Annotated in this window: 22 protein-coding genes; 13 read left to right on the top strand and 9 right to left on the bottom strand. The window is 41.6% G+C overall.

Annotated elements, in window-relative coordinates:
- The first annotated feature begins 1 nt into the window (after window position 1).
- The 4 genes from AC0VZ9_RS06970 (at window position 2) to AC0VZ9_RS06955 (ending at window position 3,489) form a co-directional block, all read left to right on the top strand.
- The gene (locus AC0VZ9_RS06970; protein ID WP_009331449.1) at window positions 2-598 is read left to right on the top strand and encodes an ECF transporter S component; all 597 of its coding nucleotides are present in this window, start codon (window positions 2-4) and stop codon (window positions 596-598) included.
- A complete protein-coding gene (locus AC0VZ9_RS06965; RefSeq protein ID WP_475397166.1) occupies window positions 582-2,282 on the top strand; it encodes an ABC transporter ATP-binding protein in 1,701 nt (566 codons plus the stop codon). Before AC0VZ9_RS06970 ends, AC0VZ9_RS06965 begins: the two co-directional genes overlap by 17 nt.
- The gene (locus AC0VZ9_RS06960; RefSeq protein ID WP_009331451.1) at window positions 2,269-3,048 is read left to right on the top strand and encodes an energy-coupling factor transporter transmembrane component T family protein; all 780 of its coding nucleotides are present in this window, start codon (window positions 2,269-2,271) and stop codon (window positions 3,046-3,048) included. The genes AC0VZ9_RS06965 and AC0VZ9_RS06960 overlap by 14 nt, the downstream gene beginning before the upstream one ends.
- A gap of 240 nt (window positions 3,049-3,288) precedes the next feature.
- Window positions 3,289-3,489 carry an alpha/beta-type small acid-soluble spore protein gene (locus AC0VZ9_RS06955; protein WP_009331452.1) on the top strand — a complete coding sequence of 67 codons (201 nt, stop codon included), beginning with the start codon at window positions 3,289-3,291 and terminating at the stop codon, window positions 3,487-3,489.
- A gap of 70 nt (window positions 3,490-3,559) precedes the next feature.
- On the opposite strand, the gene AC0VZ9_RS06950 is transcribed toward AC0VZ9_RS06955, so the two are convergent.
- The 3 genes from AC0VZ9_RS06950 to AC0VZ9_RS06940 all read right to left on the bottom strand — a co-directional run bounded on the left by AC0VZ9_RS06950 (window position 3,560) and on the right by AC0VZ9_RS06940 (window position 5,815).
- The gene (locus AC0VZ9_RS06950) at window positions 3,560-4,084 is read right to left on the bottom strand and encodes a D-glycero-alpha-D-manno-heptose-1,7-bisphosphate 7-phosphatase (protein ID WP_019381412.1); all 525 of its coding nucleotides are present in this window, start codon (window positions 4,082-4,084) and stop codon (window positions 3,560-3,562) included.
- A gap of 129 nt (window positions 4,085-4,213) precedes the next feature.
- The gene (locus tag AC0VZ9_RS06945) at window positions 4,214-4,564 is read right to left on the bottom strand and encodes a YlbF/YmcA family competence regulator (protein ID WP_009331454.1); all 351 of its coding nucleotides are present in this window, start codon (window positions 4,562-4,564) and stop codon (window positions 4,214-4,216) included.
- A gap of 105 nt (window positions 4,565-4,669) precedes the next feature.
- The gene (locus AC0VZ9_RS06940) at window positions 4,670-5,815 is read right to left on the bottom strand and encodes a DUF445 domain-containing protein (RefSeq protein WP_217026652.1); all 1,146 of its coding nucleotides are present in this window, start codon (window positions 5,813-5,815) and stop codon (window positions 4,670-4,672) included.
- A 224-nt stretch (window positions 5,816-6,039) separates the two neighbouring features.
- On the opposite strand from AC0VZ9_RS06940, the gene AC0VZ9_RS06935 reads away from it, so the two are divergent.
- The 4 genes from AC0VZ9_RS06935 to AC0VZ9_RS06920 are packed head-to-tail and all read left to right on the top strand — an operon-like array spanning window position 6,040 to window position 11,056.
- Window positions 6,040-7,455: a YheC/YheD family endospore coat-associated protein gene (locus tag AC0VZ9_RS06935; protein ID WP_475397165.1), complete on the top strand. Its 1,416-nt coding sequence runs from the start codon at window positions 6,040-6,042 to the stop codon at window positions 7,453-7,455.
- On the top strand, window positions 7,415-8,518 hold the full coding sequence (locus tag AC0VZ9_RS06930) for a YheC/YheD family endospore coat-associated protein (protein WP_071157601.1): 1,104 nt from the start codon (window positions 7,415-7,417) through the stop codon (window positions 8,516-8,518). The genes AC0VZ9_RS06935 and AC0VZ9_RS06930 overlap by 41 nt, the downstream gene beginning before the upstream one ends.
- Window positions 8,496-9,860: a YheC/YheD family endospore coat-associated protein gene (locus AC0VZ9_RS06925; protein ID WP_192908319.1), complete on the top strand. Its 1,365-nt coding sequence runs from the start codon at window positions 8,496-8,498 to the stop codon at window positions 9,858-9,860. Before AC0VZ9_RS06930 ends, AC0VZ9_RS06925 begins: the two co-directional genes overlap by 23 nt.
- Window positions 9,857-11,056, top strand: coding sequence for a YheC/YheD family endospore coat-associated protein (locus AC0VZ9_RS06920; RefSeq protein WP_192908318.1), 1,200 nt, complete (start codon window positions 9,857-9,859; stop codon window positions 11,054-11,056). Before AC0VZ9_RS06925 ends, AC0VZ9_RS06920 begins: the two co-directional genes overlap by 4 nt.
- Before the next feature lie 57 nt (window positions 11,057-11,113).
- Here the strand turns inward: AC0VZ9_RS06920 and AC0VZ9_RS06915 are convergent, their stop codons facing one another.
- Window positions 11,114-11,287: a hypothetical protein gene (locus tag AC0VZ9_RS06915; protein WP_009331460.1), complete on the bottom strand. Its 174-nt coding sequence runs from the start codon at window positions 11,285-11,287 to the stop codon at window positions 11,114-11,116.
- Between the two features lie 96 nt (window positions 11,288-11,383).
- On the opposite strand from AC0VZ9_RS06915, the gene AC0VZ9_RS06910 reads away from it, so the two are divergent.
- Both AC0VZ9_RS06910 and AC0VZ9_RS06905 read left to right on the top strand, forming a co-directional pair.
- A complete protein-coding gene (locus AC0VZ9_RS06910) occupies window positions 11,384-11,590 on the top strand; it encodes a YheE family protein (RefSeq protein ID WP_009331461.1) in 207 nt (68 codons plus the stop codon).
- Between the two features lie 90 nt (window positions 11,591-11,680).
- On the top strand, window positions 11,681-11,866 hold the full coding sequence (locus AC0VZ9_RS06905) for a hypothetical protein (protein ID WP_009331462.1): 186 nt from the start codon (window positions 11,681-11,683) through the stop codon (window positions 11,864-11,866).
- A gap of 311 nt (window positions 11,867-12,177) precedes the next feature.
- Here AC0VZ9_RS06905 and AC0VZ9_RS06900 read toward each other — a convergent pair whose 3' ends face one another.
- Window positions 12,178-12,438 (bottom strand): metal-sensitive transcriptional regulator, encoded by a 261-nt coding sequence (locus AC0VZ9_RS06900; protein WP_009331463.1) that lies wholly within the window; start codon window positions 12,436-12,438, stop codon window positions 12,178-12,180.
- 128 nt (window positions 12,439-12,566) lie between these two features.
- On the opposite strand from AC0VZ9_RS06900, the gene AC0VZ9_RS06895 reads away from it, so the two are divergent.
- The gene (locus AC0VZ9_RS06895) at window positions 12,567-13,460 is read left to right on the top strand and encodes a PucR family transcriptional regulator (protein ID WP_009331464.1); all 894 of its coding nucleotides are present in this window, start codon (window positions 12,567-12,569) and stop codon (window positions 13,458-13,460) included.
- Window positions 13,461-13,573: 113 nt separating this feature from the next.
- Window positions 13,574-14,683 carry an ABC transporter ATP-binding protein gene (locus AC0VZ9_RS06890; RefSeq protein WP_009331465.1) on the top strand — a complete coding sequence of 370 codons (1,110 nt, stop codon included), beginning with the start codon at window positions 13,574-13,576 and terminating at the stop codon, window positions 14,681-14,683.
- Window positions 14,684-14,732: 49 nt separating this feature from the next.
- On the opposite strand, the gene AC0VZ9_RS06885 is transcribed toward AC0VZ9_RS06890, so the two are convergent.
- Entirely contained in the window at window positions 14,733-14,975 is a 243-nt protein-coding gene (locus AC0VZ9_RS06885; RefSeq protein ID WP_019381408.1) for a hypothetical protein, read from the bottom strand.
- A gap of 295 nt (window positions 14,976-15,270) precedes the next feature.
- Here AC0VZ9_RS06885 and AC0VZ9_RS06880 point away from each other — a divergent pair, with 295 nt between their 5' ends.
- Window positions 15,271-15,489 carry an alpha/beta-type small acid-soluble spore protein gene (locus tag AC0VZ9_RS06880; RefSeq protein WP_009331467.1) on the top strand — a complete coding sequence of 73 codons (219 nt, stop codon included), beginning with the start codon at window positions 15,271-15,273 and terminating at the stop codon, window positions 15,487-15,489.
- Between the two features lie 68 nt (window positions 15,490-15,557).
- On the opposite strand, the gene fumC is transcribed toward AC0VZ9_RS06880, so the two are convergent.
- The 3 genes from fumC to AC0VZ9_RS06865 all read right to left on the bottom strand — a co-directional run bounded on the left by fumC (window position 15,558) and on the right by AC0VZ9_RS06865 (window position 21,135).
- Window positions 15,558-16,940, bottom strand: coding sequence for a class II fumarate hydratase (gene fumC, locus AC0VZ9_RS06875; protein WP_258753246.1), 1,383 nt, complete (start codon window positions 16,938-16,940; stop codon window positions 15,558-15,560).
- A gap of 428 nt (window positions 16,941-17,368) precedes the next feature.
- A complete protein-coding gene (locus tag AC0VZ9_RS06870) occupies window positions 17,369-19,381 on the bottom strand; it encodes an ABC transporter ATP-binding protein (RefSeq protein ID WP_475397164.1) in 2,013 nt (670 codons plus the stop codon).
- Window positions 19,378-21,135, bottom strand: a complete 1,758-nt coding sequence (locus tag AC0VZ9_RS06865; protein ID WP_475397163.1) for an ABC transporter ATP-binding protein — start codon at window positions 21,133-21,135, stop codon at window positions 19,378-19,380. Before AC0VZ9_RS06865 ends, AC0VZ9_RS06870 begins: the two co-directional genes overlap by 4 nt.
- Between the last annotated feature and the right edge of the window lie 353 nt (window positions 21,136-21,488).

The following is a 21,488-nucleotide window of genomic DNA, read 5'->3' as shown; positions in this document are numbered from 1 at the left end:
AATGCTCGAAAAATGGAAGCTTCGTGAGGTCATTGTCCTATCTGTACTCGCTGTTGTGTTTGCAGTTGTATACCTGGTGTTCATGCAATTTGGCAACGTGTTATATGGGATGTTTGGCTTAATTGGCTATGATCTGATTTTTGGCATTTGGTTTATTGTTTCAATCATCGCAGCGTACATAATCAGAAAACCCGGAGCAGCCTTTTTATCGGAAACCATCGCAGCGGCCATTGAAGTCATGATTGGCAATGCAGTAGGCCCTCGCCTGATTCTTTCAGGCATGATTCAGGGGATTGGAGCAGAAGCTGTTTTTGCGGCAACTAAATGGAACAATTACCGGACATGGGTTTTAATTGCTGCCGGCATGGGTTCTTCTGTTACAAGCTTTATTTGGGGCTATTTCATTTCCGGCTACGCAGCCCTCTCACCCGGTTATGTAACTGCCATGTTTTTTGTGAGACTGGTTAGCGGTGCTTTGCTCGCTGGATTGCTGGGGAAATGGCTGAGTAAGAGTCTTGCTAAAACTGGGGCATTAAACAGCTTCCCTATCGGAAAAGAGCTGAGAAGGGAAAAATCACAAAATGGCATTTCAGCATAACCAGCCTTTATTAATAACAGAAAAGCTGTCCTTCCGGCATGAAGATGTGAAGAATCCTGTTTTTAAGAATGTGAATTTCAGCCTTAATTCAGGGGAAGCTGTTCTATTATTGGGACCCAGCGGCTGCGGAAAAAGCACGCTTGCTTTCTGCTTAAATAAATTGTATCCGGAAGCCGTTGATGGCGACTTGGATGGCACCATTTCCTTCAAAGAAAAGATACTGGATGAATTCCCGCCAGGTGAAATTAATCAGCACATTGGCATTGTGTTTCAGGATCCTGAAAGCCAGTTTTGCATGACAACAGTTGAAGAGGAGCTGGCATTCGGCCTTGAGAATATGAAAACACCTCCTGCAGAAATTGAGAACAAGATTGATGAAGCACTGGAACTTGTTCATCTTCTGCCATTTAAGCACGCCTTAATCCACACCCTTTCGGGGGGACAAAAGCAAAAACTTGCACTTGCATGTGTATTGTCATTAAAACCGGATATCCTGATTTTGGATGAACCGACAGCAAATCTTGACCCGGCTTCAAGCTATGAACTTACCCGTATCATCAAAGAGCTAAAAGAGGAGCAATCCTTTGCCCTTCTAATCATTGAGCACAAGCTGGATGATTGGATTGATTTGACCGACCGCTGTGTGGTGCTAAACCGGGAAGGCGAAATTTTATTTAATGGAAGCACTGCAGACTGCTTTAATAAATATGCAGAAGAACTACTGCTTGAGGGTATCTGGCTTCCAAGCACAGTAAGAGCAGGTCTATTAGGAAAAAAGGCAGGGATTTACAAAGGGGAAAAGCTTCCGTTAACTGACCGGGAATTAATTGCTGGATTTGTAAATCCCTATGCTGCACTTCAGATTTTAGATAACAGGAAGACTATACATCAAGTCTTTGAAGATCAGGTCATCCTGTCGGCGGAGAATCTTTCTTTTCATAAGAATGGGAAGGATTTGCTTAAAAATATTAGTTTTTCAGTTAGAAAAGGTGAATTTGTGGCAATAGCCGGTTCAAATGGATCTGGAAAAACAACGCTTTCCAGACTGCTTGCAGGATTATATGCTCCATCCAAAGGCAACATCCTTTTTGATGACCGCTCCCTTTCCCAGTGGCAGGAGCAAGAGTTAAGACTAAAATTAGGATACGTTTTTCAGAATCCCGAACACCAATTTATTGCAGATTCTGTTTATGATGAAATTGCCTTCAGTCTGAAAATACAGAGAATGACAGATGCCGAAATACAAAAAGTGGTTCAAGCTGTTCTGCATCAAGTGAACTTGCTCCAGCACGCTGACATGCATCCTTTTTCCTTAAGTCAGGGACAGAAGCGGCGGCTTAGTGTTGCATCGATGCTGGTGAATGAACAGGATTTGCTGCTCCTTGATGAACCAACATTTGGACAGGATGCCAGGACCTCTGCTGACCTAATGGCGCTTTTGGAAACAAGGATCCATAGCGGAGGCTCCGTGGTGATGATCACTCATGACATGGAAATCCTGCATTCCTATGCCGATAAAGTGATTGTCCTTTCAGAAGGAGAGAAGATATACGAGGGATTGCCTGATTCATTATGGAAGGAACATGAGATTATGAAAATTGCTTCTCTAAAGGTTCCTTACACAGAAAAACTCAGGAACGAACTGGCTGCCGTGGAAGGGATGAACAAGCTTGCTCTTACATGAATTTAACCCAAGCATAAAAGCTCTGACTGTGATTGTCTGTGTATTGATTTTGTCCGTTTTCTTTGACCCGGTTACTCCTTTTCTGACCTTAGTGGTGACTGCAGGAACCACCTTTATTTTTGGTAATGTTTCATTCAAAAGATGGATTTTGCTTTTCTCGCCATTTATCTTCATGGCTATAATATATATTTGGTCAGCTATGATTTTTTCAAAGACTATTGAAGGTGAAACCATCCTATGGACATGGGGGATCTTCACATTGACTGAAGAGGGCTTTCAGCGTGCCCTATCTCTTGGAATGAGGGTTTTAAGCTTTACCTCGCTGTCCCTTCTGTTCATTTTAACCACCAAGCCGACAGAGTTCCTGCTAAGTCTCATGCAGCAATGCCGGCTCTCTCCAAAGCTTGCATATGGAATCATGGCAGGATATCGATTTCTGCCATTAATGAAAGAAGAATTTGAGATTATCAGAAGCGCCCACCGGATTAGGGGGATACCCAAAGCCCGGACACTTTCTGAAAAAATGGCAGAACTTAAGAGGTATTCAGTTCCTCTTCTTGCCGGAGCGATTCGTAAAGCTGAAAGGACGGCAATGGCGATGGAATCAAAAGGGTTTACCGGAGATAGGAACCGGGATTTCTATCAAAAAATTTCAGTTTCCTGGAAGGATTGGGCATATTTCGCCTTTTTTATAGGTGCAGTGCTGGCAAGTGCCTATATTTCATGGCTATTCGGCTTTCTGCAGCTTTATAATGGCGAACTTTAGAAAGTTATGTGCGAATGGCATTTATTTATGTGCGGATGGAGGAAGTTTATGTGCGGATAAGATTTTTTCTGTGCACCTAGGCCCAATTTATATGCGCACAGCTGATTTCAAGTCAGATCCACATTAGAGTCCGCAGGAAAATTCCATAAATTACCACATGCAACTATGAATAAATCTTATTTTCTCTCCTAAAGCTATTAGTGTAACAATCAAGAAAACTACACCAAGGAGATGATTTACATGGCAAGAAACAGCAATTCTAATCAGCTTTTAGTATCAGGAGTCAGCCAGGCAATTGATCAAATGAAGTATGAAATCGCAACAGAATTCGGTGTGAACCTTGGCCCGGAAACATCTTCAAGAGCAAATGGATCAGTAGGCGGAGAAATTACAAAGCGCCTGGTGCAAATGGCTGAGCAGCAGCTTGGCGGAGCACGCTAGTCTTTTTCGTGCAATCATAGTAAAATAAAAAACCGCTTCCAGCCAATCCTGGAAGCGGTTTTTCACTCCCCTATTTAAGCATTTGCAAAATATCTTCCACTGCCTCAAAAAGTGATGAGGCCTGAATATCTGCACTTGTTGGATCAGAGCCGATGAAAACAGTTTTACAGCCGGCCTTCTTGCCTGCCTCAATGTCCCGCTCGTGATCGCCTACCATAATGCTCTTAGCCAGATCAAGATGGTGCCTTTCCGCCAAATCCACCAGCATGCCTGCATTTGGCTTACGGCATTCGCACCCTGCTTTTGGTTTATGAGGGCAATAGGCCACCTCTTTAATATGACCGCCTTTTTCTGCAACAAGCTCCTGCAGTCTTTCATGGATTCTCCTTAGCTCTCTTTCTTTCAAAAAACCGAGTCCTACGCCGCCCTGATTGGTCACAACAAAAATCTCATATCCAGCTTGGGTCAGCTCTGCCACAGCTTCTGCTGCCCCTTCAAGTAAGTATAACTGCTCAGGCTTATTAACGAATTTCACCCTCTCTGATAAAACCTCGTTCAAAACGCCGTCCCGGTCCAGAAAAATGGCTTTTTTCAATTTGCTGCCCCTTTCTTTAAATCAATATCTATCATAAAGGTACCCAAACCTCGTTCAGTTTAATATAAGATGATGCTTTTTCTTATTAAAAAACCCCCGAAATTAATTCCGGGGGTTTCCAATGCTGATTTATTCAACTGCACCATAAAGATCTTCAAGAGGCTTCATGATGATTTTGTTCATTTCTGCAATCATCATGCTCATGCGCTGTTCTGCTTCCATAAGCTTTGAGATTTGGGCGTGCTGCTGTACAAGTGCGACTGTCTTTTGTGCCTGTTCTACTTCTTCCTGTGTAATATCCTGGCCCATCATTTGTTTTTGCTGAAGTTCCATCTGGATTTTACGGAAGTTATCAAACATTGCCTTGGCAGACGGATCTGCATTTACATCATCGTATGCTTGTTTTAATGCCTTATATTCATCGCTTTCCCGCACCGCTTTTTCTAATTCATAGGCTGAATCATATAAATTTACTGCCATAAAAACACTCCTTCCGATTCTCATTCAAAAGGAAAATTCATCTTCCCCGTTTTGAACATCCACTACACTATAACAAACTATGACAGTAAACGCGAGGCGATACCCTTAATTAATCAATATGGCTATGAATCCCTGAATGAGCCCGATAATCCCCCCAAGGAGTACCCCTAAATTAGTAATCATTTTTAACTCGCTTTTTATTATGGAAAAGACCATTTCTTCCAATCGTTCTACCGAAAAATTGCTGACTTGTTCACGGACAATTTCAGCGAGACGAAGTCTTTCCATGAACATTTCAGTTTTTCCTGAAAGCCAATCAGAAAGCATCTGAACACTTTTAGGAGCCAGTTCATCTATTAATACAGTCCTATAAGGGGCCATAAAAGATGATAAAGGCGTTTTAAATAAACTCTCCAGATTAATGACCTTATGGGCAATATTCTTTATTACTGAAAGAATCTGTTCTTTTTCAAGCTGCTCTTCAATAACTGCAGCTTCCATTTCAAGAACTTTACTCCACTCATTTTTCAAAAGGGTTGTAATCAAATCCGACGTTCCCTCATTACTTAAAAACTTTATGATTTCCGGCTGAATTTTATCTGCAATATTGATGTTCCCCATGAACATCTGCAGCATGTTGCTCAGCATTCCGCTGCGTTCACGGACAAAATCATCTGCCATTCTTTGAATTCTCATTTTGCCTTCAATGCTGGAAAAATAATCAATCCCCTTTTGAAGGATCGTTGAACTGATTGCCGGGATTTTTTCATCCATTTTATCCAAAAGAGTCTGAGGAATAACATCTTTAAGGGGCCGGCTCCGATATTCACTAATGATTTTTTCATATTTCTGCTCAATTAATAAGTTAATGCGGTTTTCTGTTTTCGCTTGCCCATCCGTGATTCCAAACGCTTCAAGTATGTCTTCTGCTGATTTTTCCGACAGCATGATAGTTTCAAGCTCTTTTTGTACCAGCCCAGTCATATCACGCTGAAATTGAGCATTGATGAACTTTTTCTTGATGCTTTCCGGTGTCAAAAGATGATTGACAACAAGCTTACCCATCTGATCAGCCATTTCATCCCGTCGTTTAGGAATCAGCCCCGGGGTAAATGGCACCTTCCATTTACCTATGTAAACGGCATTATAAGGTTTAAAGAGCATTTTAATAGCCAGGTAATTAGTAAACCCGCCAATGAGAGCCCCAATTAACATCATCAAAATTATTGTCATTGCAATTTCCATACTCATCTCTACCTTCCTTAAGTTACAAGCGCCTCTCCAGACGCACCATTTTATTGCCCAGAACATACGATATGGCATCAGCTTTTGCCTATTTTTTCATTATACAGTGAAAACTTAGTCAATGGGAGTTTTGCACTTTCTGCCGCAGGTTAAAATTAGCATTCAATTTGTACACAGCATGCGGATTTTTTGAAAAGGCTCAAATAAAGTTTAGCAAATGAGGAATGATCATGTCAGTTTCTTTATTGCCTATTACGATTGTTCCGGTAAAAATGTTTCAGGAAAATCAATTTCGCATTAAAATTAGCCATTCTCTCGTCCATTACTGGAATATTGATTTGCAAATGCCCCATTTGCTGCAGATCGGCAAGCACACCTTTCAGATAACCATTGAAGGAGCAAACATTACGAAAGATGAGCTTGGTTTCAGTGAGCCGCTTCTTCAGGAATGCTGCTTGCCAATTGAAGATCTCCATTTTGTTGCCAGTTATTCCAGAAAGGACCTTACTATTACTGCCGGACCGATTATAGGGCTGATGACAGATTTCAATGATAATGGCGAAGAGCCTGATTTCCGCTCTATTCATTCTTTTTGCGAAGAATTGCATGAAGTTGTTTCAAATATGGGAGGATTTTTTTATGTGTTTCACTTTCGGGACTTCATTGCAGGCAGTCTGCATGGATACTGTCTGCAGGATAGAAAATGGATAAAAAGTCCGGTTCCTTTGCCGAGTGTAATCTATAACCGGATTCACTCCCGAATACTTGAAGCAAGTACCTCTTTTCAATCATTTAAAAACAGCCTCATAAAACTTAATATCCCAGTGTTTAATGACCGTTTTCTATCAAAACAGGAAGTTCATGACCTGCTCTTTTCTGAGGATCATATGCAGCCTTATCTGCCTGATACGGCCATTGCAAATGAACAAACCATCAAAGATATGCTGGCCAGACACAGATTATTATTCCTAAAGCCCATCCACGGCAGCCAGGGCCGGAATATTATCAGGCTAAGTTTAAACGGCGAAGAAATCATGACAGAACTATCGACCGGAAACGGCAGGGAGAATACAATCAATTTCAAAAATTATACCCGTTTTGTACAGTGGTTCCAGCAATACCAAAGAAAATCAATTTTTCTGGCCCAGCAGGCCATCCCTCTGCAAATCTTTAAAAACAGGCAGCTTGATTTCCGGGTGCTCTGCCACAAAAATTTTCAGGATATCTGGAAAGCCACTTCTGCAGTGGCAAGGATTTCTGCTGAGCAGCAATTTGTTTCAAACATTGCCAGAGGCGGTGAAATCATGAAACCTCTCAGAATTTTCTCGTTGCTGTCTGATCAGAAAACAGCGGTTCAGCAGCTGGCCTTATTGAAAGAGCTTGCTGTTGAAACAGCAACAATCATCAGCCAGAAATGCGAAGGGCTTGTCGGAGAACTCGGAATTGATATTGGTTTAGATACAAATGGAAAGCTATGGATCATCGAAGTGAATTCTAAGCCCTCTAAAAATTTCGAAGACAAAGAAAAAAGAGTAAGGCCATCAGCCAAGGCGCTGATCGAATATGCAACGGCTTTATCATTTATCCAAAAAGGAGGATTACAGCATGCTTTCATTCGGAATCATGACATTGAACAAACGGAGTGAACAGTCATATTTTATGGAATTGGCCAGAAGAGCTAATGAATATAACATTAACTGCTTCCGGTTTGTGCCTTCAGATATCAATCCTATTACAGAAAGAATTACAGGTGATTTCTATAACCCTGCTTCAGACGGATGGGAGCCAGCAGAATTTACAGCGCCAGAAATCCTTTATGACCGCTGTTTTTACGGAAATGATTCCCACTCGAAACAATGCATGTCCATCGTGAATTGGCTCAAGGCAAGAAGTGACATCCAATTCCTTGGCTACGGCTTGCCTAATAAGCTTGAATTATATGAAATCCTCTCCTGCACAAACATTTCACCCTATTTGCTGAAAACAGCACCCTATACTGACGCTGACAGGTTTTTAGACTGCCTCCTGCCTGATCATCCCCTCATCTTAAAACCCGCTAGCGGTTCACAGGGGCACGGAATTTATTATATTGAGAAAACAGGCAAAAACATTCTTGTTAAAACAGATAAAAAGAATGCTCAGGTTTCCCGCAGCTTTGAAAGCGCTGAAAAAGCAGCGGGCTGGCTTAATAACCTGACCGCAAAACGGCAGTACCTCTTCCAGCCATATGTGAATCTATCGAACAAGGAAGAACAGCCCTTTGATATAAGGATTTTACTTCAAAAGGACATGAATGGCACCTGGAAGGAGCTGGGCCGGGGCATCCGGGCAGGCAGAAATGGCGGCATCGTTTCCAACTTAAGCACTGGCGGCAGCAATATTTCTTTTGAGGACTGGATTATTGAATACCCATCTTCATTGAGGAGTTTTCTTTGCGATGAGCTTTATGACATTATCGATACTCTTCCCGCTGCGCTTGAACGAAAGCTTCCTCCGCTATTTGAAATAGGAATTGATATTGGAGTGGAAAACAACGGCTCCATTTGGATTCTGGATATTAACTCAAAACCAGGCAGAAAAACCATCCTGAACAGCCAGCCTGAAAAGAAGGAAGAATTATATACTGCTCCCCTTCACTATGCCAAATTCCTGGCAGCCAATAAGGAATTAGAAAGGAGTACGAATCATGAGAAAACAATATCAAATTGAAATTTCCGATTCTGCCTCCAAAACAGTTTATATTCCTAACGAGCTTAACCTTCATACTCATTTGACGAAATTGGCCTTTGGCACACACTCAAAAGATGCCGCTTTCTTACTTCAGAAAACAAAGAAAAACTCCATCGTCATAAGTAAAGATGTGGCAGATGCACTGCATTTCCCTGATCTCAAGATTCCTTTGCATGCATTTGCCAATAAGGGGACACTGTACCTCGGCCCGCTTGTAGGAATCTTCACATCAGGCTTCACCTCCTTTCCTTTAAGGCCAGTCGGGGACCGGACCCTGTTTTTTGCCAAGTTGCTTTCTGTCAAAAAAACGGTTGGAGCAATTCCGTATTTGTTCGGTGACCAGCATATCAACTGGGAACAAGGAACAATCAGGGGGCTTTTCTATCATGAGGAAGGATGGGAAACGTTTGAAGTGCCTTTTCCGAATGTTGTATATGATCGGCTTCCCAATAGGAAAAGCGAAAGAAGAAACGAACTTAAAGAAGTTCGTGACCGCCTGCAGAAAGACTATTTAATTCCCTGGTATAATCCTGGATTCTTTAATAAATTGGATGTTTATGAAAGACTGCAGAACGATGAGGATATTAGTCACTACTTGCCGGAAACCCACCCTTTTTCTTCATTTTCTGTCATTGAAAGAATGCTGGCTGATTATGGTCATGTTTTCCTAAAACCGATTAATGGAAGCCTGGGGCTTGGAATTCATCAAATAATTTATGATAAAAAGGATGGGCATTATTATTGCCGGTATAGAGTTCGGGATGAAAACCGCCTGAGAAAGTTTAACAGTCTGGAAAATTTGATGGGGAATATTTTTGCAGGACGGAGTTTAAGCCGGATGCTTGTTCAGCAGGGAATCCACTTGCTCCGCCATGAACAGAGGACAATTGATTTCAGGATTCATACGAATAAAGATGAAAATGGGGAATGGAATGTAACAGCTTCAGCTGCAAAAATGGCTGGACATGGCAGTGTTACAACTCATGTTAAAAGCGGCGGTGAAATCAAAACCCTGGAAGAATTGTTTGAATCCGATGCTGAAAAAGCGGCAGCAGTGGAAAAATTGAGTGAGGCGGCATTAAAAATCAGCAAGGCCCTGGAACGGAACATGGAAGGAATCATTGGTGAAATCGGCTTTGACTTTGGATTGGACCGAAATGGCCATGTATGGCTTTTCGAAGCAAACTCAAAGCCTGGCAGATCTATATTTAAACATCCTCAACTCCGGGAGTTCGACTTTCTTACCCGCAAGCTTTCGCTTGCATTTGCAGTCTTCCTTGCCGAAGCATCCATTATGAAGCCCCAGGAAATATTCAGATGAAGATTTATTATGACTGGGCCAGCAGGACATGGTTCAGCAGCACCAGCTGTACACTTGGAAGGGATCCTCATCCTTTAAGCACCATTGGACCGAAGGCGGAACAAAATTTGATTTCCTTTTCATTGTCAATGCAAAACGATAATGCAGGACCGGTGATAGGAATCCTGACCGGAAAAGGAAAGGACCAGTCTATCGCAGGCAATGGCCCTTTATTTAAGGCACTGCAGAAAAACATACTACAGCAAAATGGAGTTTCCTTTGTATTTACGGCAGAAGACCTGGAGGCGAATTCCGTAAATGGCTATATTTATTTTCCCCAGCTGGATAAATGGATTGAGGCAAGGTGCCCTCTTCCTCATCTTGTCTACAACAGGGTGCCTTTCCGGAAAATTGAAAAAACAGAAGCTTTTCATAAAGCGAGCCGTTTTTTTAAGGAACATAATATTCCATTTTTCAACCCGGGTTTTCTGGACAAATTCGAAGTTTTCCAGTTATTTAAGGACCATCCCCCGCTGCAGGAGTATATTCCTGAAACCATTCTTGTCTCAGGTCCAAAAGAGCTTAAGAACTTTATCCGCAAATATAATAATATCTACTTAAAGCCCGCAAACGGGTCCAAGGGCAAAGGGATTTATCATTTAAGCCAGCTGGGAAATGGAATGCGATTGAACGGTCTGCACGATTCATTCAGTTACACTGATTATAAAAATTTCTGGAACCAATGGGGTATTCTCCTGACGAATAAACCTTATATGGCACAGAAAGCGATCAGCCCTGCCAGAAAGGAAGGGAAGCGATTTGATTTTAGAATTCTGGCCCATTTCAGCGAAGGCAACTATTCTGTTACAGGGATAGGCATCAGGCAGTCTAAGGAACAGGATATTACAACACACATACCGAATGGCGGTGTAATGATTCCATATGAAAGTGTCCGTACGCAAGAACATGATGAGTTTATTCATTCTGCAGTTGTGGAAGCAGGAAAGCTCCTTGAGAAGACAAAAGGTTTTTATGGAGAATACTCTATTGATGCAGGATTAACTGACCAGGGCACTTATGTAATTTATGAAATAAATTCCAAGCCAATGAGTTTTGATGAAGTCTGGATAGAAGAAAAAAGAATTGAAGAACTGACCCGCTTATTTTTCTCGCTGGCGGGGTTCTGGCACATCAATAAAAATAGCCGTACACCATAGTGTGCACGGCTATTTTTATGCGATTTTTTACAAGTGCCATCCAAAACCGCAAAAGGATTAATAAGTCGTTACAGGGCTTTTCGCTGTCTTCATTTTATCTTTTTTAGAGGCACTTCCGGCGAATGATTTAAACTGGTCTTTAAGCTTTTGGCGTGCCTCCGGATTTCTCATTAAATAAGCTGCTCCAAGTGCCATGGCTGACATCATAAATTTATTGTTTCTCTTCATCATCTTTGCCTCCTTTTAATGTTAAAATGTTTCTATATCTATTCCATTCCCCTTTTGAGGAACATTAAACGGGATATTACAACATCTGGAGGAATCCTAATGCTGACACACTTTCAATTCAAACCTTTATATGAAAATAAACAATTGCCGGGATGGACATTTTCTTTTTATTTTAAAAAGCAAAAAATGACTGGCATCTATCATCCTGACGGCAAAATTGAATGGACTTCCGGTGACCCCGCCGGGCAGGAGGATAGCCTGAAATCCCAAATCCACGAATTAATGTTATTTCATGTGTATGAATGAGAAAAAAGTTAGAGGATCCATGTATGACCTTATAGCTCTTTTGGAAAAATAATCCCGCCAGGATATATCATTTAAAGGAGCGATTCAAACATGGATAAGAAACGCCAGGTTTCAGAGGACGTGAACTATGAAGGCAGGGACAAAGCTTATATGGATATAGACAGAATCATAAACGAAGGTCTTTCTGGAGGCTCCGTTCATGGACGCGGTGATGATGTTAATATTGAACAGGCTAGGGAATTGCATGAGGAAGAACCTCCAAATGAGGCAGACTAATATTAAAAGGCACCTGACTTCAGGTGCCTCTTAATACGGATTAAATTGTATTAATTCTGAATTAGATACCGTTTAGCTCCTGTACCATCGGCTTTCGGGTCTAAGCCAATCCGCCCAAAAGGTTAAAGTACAACCTTTCAGCATGCTCGTCTTATGCTTGAGTCCCACAGGACAAGGAAGGCTTCGTCAGCATAAACATTGCACGACCGAAAGCGGAGCTTTTGGGAGGTGTGAGTCATGCAGACACTGCCACAGGCGTGGCGTTTTTAGTCTGAGTTCCTTTAATAAGCGGGCGCCTTCCACTTTTTTAATCATCTGCTTTTCACAATCATATTCACTGCTTCCTGAATTGCATTCTCCGCATTTTTGCCTTCGTCAGCAGCTTCCCGAATGCATGTCTCAAGATTTTTAGCTACAATATATCCCATTGCACGGTCAACTGCAGAACGGACAGCAGATAATTGCGTTACAACATCCTTGCAGTGTTTTTCTTCTTCCATCATTCGGATAACACCCCGCACCTGCCCTTCCAGCCTCTTCAAGCGGTTTTTCATTTCCGGTGAATATTCCATGAGTCTCCCCCCTTACACTTTCAATTCACTTTATAGAAACATTCACAGAATAAGTTAATTTTTTCAATTAAATTATAACTGCTATAATATAAGAAACACAAAAATTTATCAAACTAAAGGGTAATGATATGTTAAAAAAATTACATGACCAATATCCGGGCTCTCTGCTTGAAAATGAAAAACCTGATTTTAGCTTTTATTCTGATATGTACTGGCTTCATCATGAGGATTCAGGCCAATGGCTGGGCATCCCATCTCAAGAGGTATCAGCAGACAGTCTGATGGTCTTAAAAACTTTATTTGAATTCCATGACTGCTCCATTCACCATGCTCCCGCATCCCAAGCCTGGTTTCAATACCTATTTTCCAATGGGGAAATTCCATCATTAGCAAAAGATGTTCCGTACAGGCTTGTTCAATTTAAGATGTCTGAAGGCGATTGGATACGCGAGGATATGGAAGCTGCTTTTAAAGGTTTTTTTGAAAAGGACATTTTGATTTTATGGAACGGACCAGCTAGAGGAGTCATTGTAGAGGAAGCTAACGCCCCTCTAGCCGAAGAAGAATTCCTTGCTATTTCCAATGCTTTTGAAAGCGATTTTTTTGTAAAAACGGCCTTTTACATCGGCATTCCGAATAGGTTCGAGGCACATTTGCGCAATTATTTTAAAGAAGAACAGCGTTTTTTTGAGCAAGCCTCCTCTTTGCTTCCAGCCGAAAAGGTGCTGAAATACGAAACGCTATTTCCATCTCTTGTCACGGGAAGTATGGATGCAATTTTAAAAAAGAGCCTGCTTTCACGCCTTTCTTTACTGCAAGAAGACTCTGAACTTCTGCACACCATAAAAGTTTTTTTACAGAACAGCTCCAACGTTTCATTAACTGCGAAAAAATTGTATGTCCACCGAAATACGCTGCAATACAGGCTGGATAAATTCACTGAGAAAACCGGCCTTCAATTAAAAGATTTCAACAGTGCCCTGACTGTTTACTTAGCTTGTTTGCTGGTCGAGCAAAAATGATTGAGCACATTGCATAAAAACGCTTTCAGCTTTTTTGTGCAGTTTGGCCATATGGGAAAACCCAGATATCCATTAAACTGTTATTAAGAAAAGAATATTGGGAGGCAACCCTGATGGCAGAATTAAAGCTCGATAATATTTATAAAATTTATGACAATAAAGTAACGGCAGTAGAAGATTTTAACCTTCATATACAGGATAAAGAGTTTATCGTATTTGTCGGTCCTTCCGGCTGCGGTAAATCCACAACTCTCCGTATGATTGCTGGCCTTGAGGAAATTTCTAAAGGCGACTTCTATATCGATGAAAAACGTGTCAACGATGTCCCTCCAAAAGATCGTGATATTGCAATGGTTTTCCAGAACTATGCACTTTATCCGCATATGTCTGTATACGATAACATGGCTTTCGGTCTTAAGCTCCGTAAATTTCCAAAAGACGAAATCGACCGCCGTGTTAAGGAAGCAGCTAAAATTCTTGGTCTGGAGCCTTATCTTGACCGCAAACCAAAAGCATTGTCAGGCGGTCAGCGACAGCGTGTAGCCTTAGGCCGTGCGATTGTCCGTGATGCAAAGGTATTCCTGATGGATGAACCTTTATCAAATCTTGATGCAAAGCTTCGTGTTCAAATGCGTGCAGAAATTGCCAAACTTCATCAGCGTCTTCAAACTACAACCATCTATGTAACCCATGACCAGACAGAGGCCATGACAATGGCTACCCGCCTGGTTGTTATGAAAGATGGAGTGATTCAGCAGGTTGGCGCACCTAAAGAAGTTTATGAGAAGCCTGAAAACGTATTTGTAGGCGGATTTATTGGTTCACCTGCCATGAACTTCTTTAATGGAAAGCTTGAAGACGGCAAGTTTGTCATTGGCAAAACTCAGATTGCTGTCCCAGAGGGTAAAATGAAGGTGCTTCGTGAACAAGGGTATACAAGCAAAGACATTGTCCTTGGCATTCGTCCAGAAGACATTCATGATGAGCCGGTATTTATTGATGCTTCTGCCGGTTCTAAAATCAATGCCCGCATTGACGTTTCCGAACTGACTGGGGCTGAAACAATGATTTACTCAAGCATCGAAGGCCAGGATTTTGTTGCACGTGTTGATTCCCGCACAGATATTAAGCCAGGCCAAAATCTTGAGCTTGCTTTCGATATGAATAAAGCTCATTTCTTTGATGCAAACTCCGAAAGAAGAATTCGTTCTGAAAAAGAATAATATTGAAGCCCCGTCGAAGACGGGGTTTTTTAATACTGTCAGCTCCATTCTACTCTTTGATAAACTTTACTGAATCCTGACCGCATGATGGACACTTCAGCAAATGCGGACATTCTTCCCTTTGATAATCCTGGGGATAGCCATCTTCCAGTTTCATCTGGTCAATTGGCATATAGGCACTGTAATCATCGTAAAAATCCATTACTCTTCCACTGTCCTCCATACTGCTTCCACAGGTGCTGCAGGTTGCTTCCAGTTTCTCAAACCCGTTGCAGACAGGGCATATCGCCATTTCCAATCCTCTCACTTTCGTTAACTTATCTGATATTTACTATGGTTTGTTTGTTTAAGCTTCGTTATGTAAAACTCCTAATCAGAAAGTCTCTTCAGGAAAAAATTCCCGATTTTCTAAAAGAATAAACTATAATAAATCAAACATAATAGAGAGTAACAAAGCGACATCAAGCACTCGCAAAAAAAAACGATGGGTTACGCCAGGCAGTGGAGCAGGATAAAATCCTTGCGCTGGTGCAATTCCAGCTAACCCAACCAAAAAACCAACACTTATATTTCGAGGAGGAAATCACATGAACAACCAATCATCTAGCAGAAGCAATTCCTCAAACCAATTATTAGTACCAGGAGTATCACAAGCACTTGATCAAATGAAGTACGAAATCGCTACTGAATTTGGTGTAAACCTTGGTGCAGAAACAACTTCTCGCGCTAACGGATCTGTTGGAGGAGAAATCACAAAACGCCTTGTACAAATGGCTGAACAACAACTTGGCGGCGGTTCTTTCTAATAAAGCAAGATAACAATTGAATAAATATGGCTTTGGCCCTCCTTTCTTAAAGGAGGGCCATTTAATAGTTAGATCATTTTTTCGGGTACTACCCAATTCTCATATTGTTCTTCAGTAATATAGCCAGTTTTTAATGCTGCTTCTTTCAATGTTGAATTTTCTCTAAATGCGAGTTTTGCTATTTCCGCTGCTTTTTCATAGCCAATATGCGGATTAAGTGCTGTTACAAGCATTAGTGACCTTTCAACATGCTCTTTAATCACTTCTTTATTAGCTTCCAGTCCCATCATGCAATTTTCATTGAAAGAGGCCATTCCATCTGCAAGAATTCTGATGCTTTGAAGAAGATTATAAATTATAACAGGCTTGAACACATTCAATTCGAAATTCCCCTGACTGGCAGCAAATCCAATCGACGCATCATTTCCAAAGACCTGGCAAACCACCATCGTAAGGGCTTCACTCTGTGTCGGATTTACTTTGCCTGGCATGATTGAACTGCCAGGTTCATTTGCTGGTATCGATAATTCCCCAATTCCGCTGCGCGGCCCGCTTGCGAGCCAGCGGACATCATTCGCGATTTTCATTAAATCTGCTGCAAGCCCCTTCAATGTGCCATGAACATGGACAATTTCATTATGGCTGGTCAGAGCCTGAAATTTATTTTCAGAAGAGCGGAATGAATAGCCTGTAAGTCTGGATATTTCGTTTGCCATTTCAGATCCAAATGACGTATCTGCATTAATGCCTGTACCGACTGCAGTACCGCCAATGGCTAAGTCAAGCAGGTAATGCTTTGCATCCATCAGCATTTTTTCGTTCTTTTCAAGCATGGCACGCCAGCCGCTGATCTCCTGGCCCAATGTAAGAGGAGTTGCATCCTGTAAATGAGTCCTTCCTATTTTCACGATTGTATTAAAGGCTTCCTCTTTCAATTTGACTGTCTTTATTAATTCCTTTAAGGATGGAAGCAGTTTTTCCTCCACCTCGGTATAAGCTGCGATATGCATGGCAGTCGGAAATGTATCATTCGAGCTTTGAGACATATTGACATCATCATTTGGATGAACTTTAATTTCTTGCTGACCCTTCTTGCCCAGCAATTCGTTTGCTTTTTTCGCGACAACCTCATTTACATTCATATTTGATTGTGTGCCACTCCCTGTCTGCCAGACAGCCAGCGGAAAATGAGAGTCAAATTTATGATCAAGAACTTCATCACAGGCCCTTGTGATGGCATCCTTTTTATCATCAGACAGTTTCCCAAGTCTATTGTTGACCACTGCAGCTGAACGCTTTACCTTAGCAAAAGCATAAATCACTTCCATCGGCATTTTTTCAATGCCGATTTTAAAATTATCCTTGCTCCGCTGGGTCTGGGCTCCCCAATATTTATCCGCAGGCACCTTCACTTCGCCAAGTGTATCCTTTTCAATTCTGAAATCAGCCAAATTTCATACCTCCTTAAATTAACACTATGATTCATATTTATTCTTTTCCCTTATTTCCAAACTTTAATGATAAAAATTGGAATAAAAAAACTGCCGGGCGGTAAAGCCGGCAGCTATGCTTTCACAATAGTATATCCTATGAAGTATCCAAGTACCATAATACTTGCAATCACCAAAGTAATAGAAAGTTCCTCCATATGAATCTCCTCCAGATATGTTTGATAATATCAAAGTACCATGAAATGACTGATCAGAAATTTTTTGCCCAGTACTATTTTGTGTCTGAAAAGTGAAATTTTATTGAACAAAATGTTTGTATAAATTACTTGGAATGCGATTTGCGGATAAATCCAAATTCTCTCGGATATGCTCATCATATCAAAGTAGCCTCAAAACAAAAAAAGAAAGCGCCATCCGGCGCTTTCCTGCTATCCAGCAAGTGTTGATCCTTGCTGGAGCTGATACATTTGATAATATTTACCCTTTTGCTCCATTAATTCAGCATGGTTGCCTTTTTCAACTATTCTACCTCTATCCAGAACGAGGATTTGATCAGCATTTCGGATTGTCGATAGACGATGGGCGATAATAAATGTGGTTCTCCCTTTTTTCAGCACATCCATGGCTTCCTGGATAATCAATTCTGTCTCAGTATCGATGCTTGATGTTGCTTCATCGAGTATCAGGATGGCCGGGTCAAAAGCAAGGGCACGCGCAAAGGAAATGAGCTGCCTCTGCCCGCTGGAGAGCGTGCTTCCCTTCTCGATAACCGGCTCATCGAAACCATTTTCAAGATGCTGAAAAATCTTATCTGCTCCCACATCCTTTAGAGCCTTCTCCACTTTGTCTCGCGTTATTTCTGGGTCATCAAGACTGACATTGGAAGCAATGGTTCCTGTGAACAAAAAAGGATTCTGCAGGACGATGCCCATATGTTTGCGGAGCTCCTGCCTTGGAATCTGTTTTATATCCATTCCGTCGATCATAATTTTGCCTTCCTGGCAATCATAAAAACGGAAGAGAAGATTCATGATTGAACTTTTCCCTGATCCGGTATGGCCTACCAGAGCAACTGTCTCTCCGTGGTTTGCTTCAAAATTTAGATCCTTCAGCACATATTCCTTCTCTTTATAGCCAAAGTGCACATGATCGAATGTCACATCCCCTTTATAGCGGGATATTATATTATCACTAATATCAATGCCCTTTTCATCAAGCAATTTGAACACTCTTTCACCGGCAACAAGTGCCTGCTCCAGATTGGCCAATTGATTAACAATACCCTGCACCGGCTGAAACAGGCGGTTAATGTAGTCTACAAATGCATAAAGCATCCCGAGTGAAATGACAGATAATGCATTTAGCGACTCTCCCCCAAAATACCAGATAAATGCAACAAAGACCACGTTTCTCAGCACTGCCACCAGATTATGTGAGGTCAGTGAATTGAGGCTCAAAAGTTTATTCTGGAAGGTAAAATGCTCTATATTCAGCTTTTCAAAATCCTTTTGTGTATCTTTTTCGCGGCCAAACGCCTGGATGATGTTCATTCCCTGTATCGATTCGTTCACCATGCCATTGATATCACTCACCCTGGAACGGATTACATGATTGTATTTCGATGCATACTTACGGTACACAATCGCCCAAACATATAAAATCGGGAGCAGGATTAAACAGATTGCAGCAAGCTTGGCATCTAAAATAAATAAAGCGATATAAATACCTGAAATATATATGGCACTTGTAAAAAAGGTTGCCAGTACTGTCACATAAAGCTCACGTATGGCTTCTGTATCATTAGTTATTCGGGCAACCACCTTGCCTGCCGGCAGAGTGTCAAAGTAACTGATTGGCAGTCTTTGAATCTGCCCAAAGACATCCTCTCTCATTTGCTGAATGATCCTATTTGCCGACTTTTGCAGAAAAAACCGCTGACCGTACTGAAAAAAAGCAGCGATGACCAGCAATCCAAAGTAAAAGGCCAAAAGCTGAACGATCTTAGGAATCTCAGGTGAATAAAAAAGCATCAGTTCTTCACCAGTCAAAGCCTTCCCTTCATATGTTTCGGTTTGGCCGCTTTTTTCTATAAGCAGTTTGCCGTCTTTATAGGTTCGTTCTCCATCAAAAGCAATGTCACCCCTGATAAAGACGAATTGGCTTCCTGCCTGCAGGATGCGGGCCTGATCTATTTTCTGCTCACCCTGATCAAGGTTTTTCTCTTTTTTATAAAAATGACCAGCGTATTCTACGGCACCTTCTCCGCCCTCTGTCTGATACCAGACTGATTCTATGCCAAGAATATGGTCATCGATCATTTTCTTGGCTATGAAAGGCCCCGCCAGGTCTGCCGCTACAGCTATCGTAAGCATCAGCAGTGCCGCAATAATCGTTTTTTTATAATGAAGTGCATACCGGATTAAACGCTTCCCAGTGGTCATGAAATCACCTCCTCTTCCTCAGAGACTTGTGTTTGCTGCCTCAAAAATTGTTCCTTGTACCATCCATCTGCAGCCATTAAGTCCTCATGAGTGCCTTCTTCTGAAATTCCTCCTTCATCAAGGACGATAATATGATCAGCGTGCTGGACGGCTGACATCCTGTGGGTTGTAATTATTGTCGTTTTACCCTTGCGGTCAGTCCGGATATTATCAATGATCTTTTTTTCCGTTTTGGCATCAACGGCTGAAAGTGAGTCATCAAGGATCAGAATTTCCGGATCCTTCACTAGTGCACGAGCAATGGAAATCCGCTGTTTTTGTCCTCCTGATAAGGCCACTCCCTTTTCACCGACCAGTGTTTCAAGCCCTTCAGGCAGCAGTTCAAGGTCTTTGCGGAAAGCTGCCAAATCAATTGCCTTTTGCATATCTTCTACAGTCGCGTCCTCTTTTCCAAAAAGGATGTTTTCCCGGACAGTTCTGGAGAAAAGAACATGATCCTGTGGAACGTAACCGATCCATCCCCTCGTTCTTTCAAGCTCCTGTTCTTCAATTGGAACATCAGCAATTGCAAGCATCCCGGTGCCTGATGGGTATTCTCTTAATAGCTGCTTTATGAAAGTGGTCTTCCCGCTTCCTGTTTTCCCTACAATCCCCAGCGTTTCCCCGCGCTCGATATGCAGCTTAATCCCTTTGAGGTTAGCCGTTTTTGAAGAAGGATATTGGAAATGAACATCCTTAAAGGTTACACTGGCAGGCGTTTCAACGATATACGGGGATTCAGGATTCTTAATATCCTGCTTAGCGGACAATGTTTCCTGTACCCGATCAAGCGATGCATTTCCTCTTTGCATAACATTAATTAATTCTCCGATAGCGAACATTGGCCAAATCAGCATGCCTAAATACACATTAAATGACACGAGCTGGCCAAGGGTGATGGCTTGATGGAAAACAAGATAAGCACCATACCCCAGTCCTATAAGATAGCTTAAGCCCACAATCACCTTTATGGTTGGCTCAAAAAGAGAATCAATTTTAGCCACTTCAATATTTTTGTTGTAAACATCTTCAGTGAGTTCATGGAAACGCTGCTGATCTGCTCTTTCCTGCACATAAGCGCGCACCACCCTGACTCCCGAAACAGATTCAAGAACCCGGTCATTGAGTTCTCCGAAGGCATCCTGAGCACTCATAAACCGTGTATGAATCTTCTTCCCGTAAATCTTTATCAGATAAGCCATGATAGGCAGAGGCAATATTGCAGCAAAGGTTAGTTTCCAGCTAACCAGAAATCCCATTGTAAATAATATCGTCAGCATAAATACGCTGGAATCCACCAGTGTCAATATTCCAAATCCGGCTGTAACTGATATAGCTTTTAAATCATTTGTAGCCCTGGCCATTAAATCACCGGTCCGGTTTTTCTCAAAAAATGTTGGGGTCATTTTCAATAGGTGTCCCATAAACTGTGAACGCAGTTTTCTTTCTACCAAAAATGCCCCTCCGAAGAGCTGATACATCCAAATATACGTAATTCCATAGGAAACAATTGTGATAATCGCCAATAAACCAAGGTAGTCCATGATTTTAGCACTGCTCATTTCACCCAGATGAATGTCATCAATTGCCATTCCTACAAGCCTTGGAGGCATTACATCAAGGATTCCGACAATGATTAGCAGAGTAATAGCAATTGTGTACCTCTTCCAGTTTTCTTTAAAAAACCAGCTTAATTTTCCTAAAATCGAAAACAACGATCTCTCCCCTTTCCCGCATGAAGCTCAAGTTTTAATCAAGAGCTTTCATACATAAACAGCAGCAAATTTCATAACTAGCCTCCATCCAGATCCTCCGGCAAAATTGTCTTTCTCATTCTTAAAGCATTCATAAAATTATCCTCCTATTCTTGTATTGCTGCCGAAACAGCCGCTTATAAAAGCGTACATATATGGATACAGGCTAAGCCTGCAACTCCTACTTTCAACTTTATATAATTGGACAAAAAAAGACATACCGCGGCATGCGATATGTCTTAATAGACAAAAGAGCCCACGTTACAAAATGTAACCTGTGCTCCTTCAAAATGTGCAGGCAGATCCTGTTTACA

The sequence above is a fragment of the Cytobacillus sp. QJM3NY_8 genome (genome assembly GCF_056173585.1).
The sequence above is the reverse complement of the archived record's forward strand: the minus strand, read 5'-3'. Positions and strand labels throughout refer to the sequence as shown.

Coding starts and splice junctions, on each gene's coding strand:
- AC0VZ9_RS06910 (WP_009331461.1), top strand. CDS start 11,384: ATGCTGACACACTTTCAATTCAAACCTTTATATGAAAATAAACAATTG.
- AC0VZ9_RS06885 (WP_019381408.1), bottom strand. CDS start 14,975: ATGGCGATATGCCCTGTCTGCAACGGGTTTGAGAAACTGGAAGCAACC.
- AC0VZ9_RS06930 (WP_071157601.1), top strand. CDS start 7,415: ATGCTTTCATTCGGAATCATGACATTGAACAAACGGAGTGAACAGTCA.
- AC0VZ9_RS06955 (WP_009331452.1), top strand. CDS start 3,289: ATGGCAAGAAACAGCAATTCTAATCAGCTTTTAGTATCAGGAGTCAGC.
- AC0VZ9_RS06970 (WP_009331449.1), top strand. CDS start 2: ATGCTCGAAAAATGGAAGCTTCGTGAGGTCATTGTCCTATCTGTACTC.
- AC0VZ9_RS06925 (WP_192908319.1), top strand. CDS start 8,496: ATGAGAAAACAATATCAAATTGAAATTTCCGATTCTGCCTCCAAAACA.
- AC0VZ9_RS06945 (WP_009331454.1), bottom strand. CDS start 4,564: ATGGCAGTAAATTTATATGATTCAGCCTATGAATTAGAAAAAGCGGTG.
- AC0VZ9_RS06890 (WP_009331465.1), top strand. CDS start 13,574: ATGGCAGAATTAAAGCTCGATAATATTTATAAAATTTATGACAATAAA.
- AC0VZ9_RS06870 (WP_475397164.1), bottom strand. CDS start 19,381: ATGACCACTGGGAAGCGTTTAATCCGGTATGCACTTCATTATAAAAAA.
- AC0VZ9_RS06940 (WP_217026652.1), bottom strand. CDS start 5,815: ATGAGTATGGAAATTGCAATGACAATAATTTTGATGATGTTAATTGGG.
- AC0VZ9_RS06900 (WP_009331463.1), bottom strand. CDS start 12,438: ATGGAATATTCACCGGAAATGAAAAACCGCTTGAAGAGGCTGGAAGGG.
- AC0VZ9_RS06935 (WP_475397165.1), top strand. CDS start 6,040: ATGTCAGTTTCTTTATTGCCTATTACGATTGTTCCGGTAAAAATGTTT.
- AC0VZ9_RS06905 (WP_009331462.1), top strand. CDS start 11,681: ATGGATAAGAAACGCCAGGTTTCAGAGGACGTGAACTATGAAGGCAGG.
- AC0VZ9_RS06915 (WP_009331460.1), bottom strand. CDS start 11,287: ATGATGAAGAGAAACAATAAATTTATGATGTCAGCCATGGCACTTGGA.
- AC0VZ9_RS06920 (WP_192908318.1), top strand. CDS start 9,857: ATGAAGATTTATTATGACTGGGCCAGCAGGACATGGTTCAGCAGCACC.
- AC0VZ9_RS06895 (WP_009331464.1), top strand. CDS start 12,567: ATGTTAAAAAAATTACATGACCAATATCCGGGCTCTCTGCTTGAAAAT.
- AC0VZ9_RS06880 (WP_009331467.1), top strand. CDS start 15,271: ATGAACAACCAATCATCTAGCAGAAGCAATTCCTCAAACCAATTATTA.
- AC0VZ9_RS06965 (WP_475397166.1), top strand. CDS start 582: ATGGCATTTCAGCATAACCAGCCTTTATTAATAACAGAAAAGCTGTCC.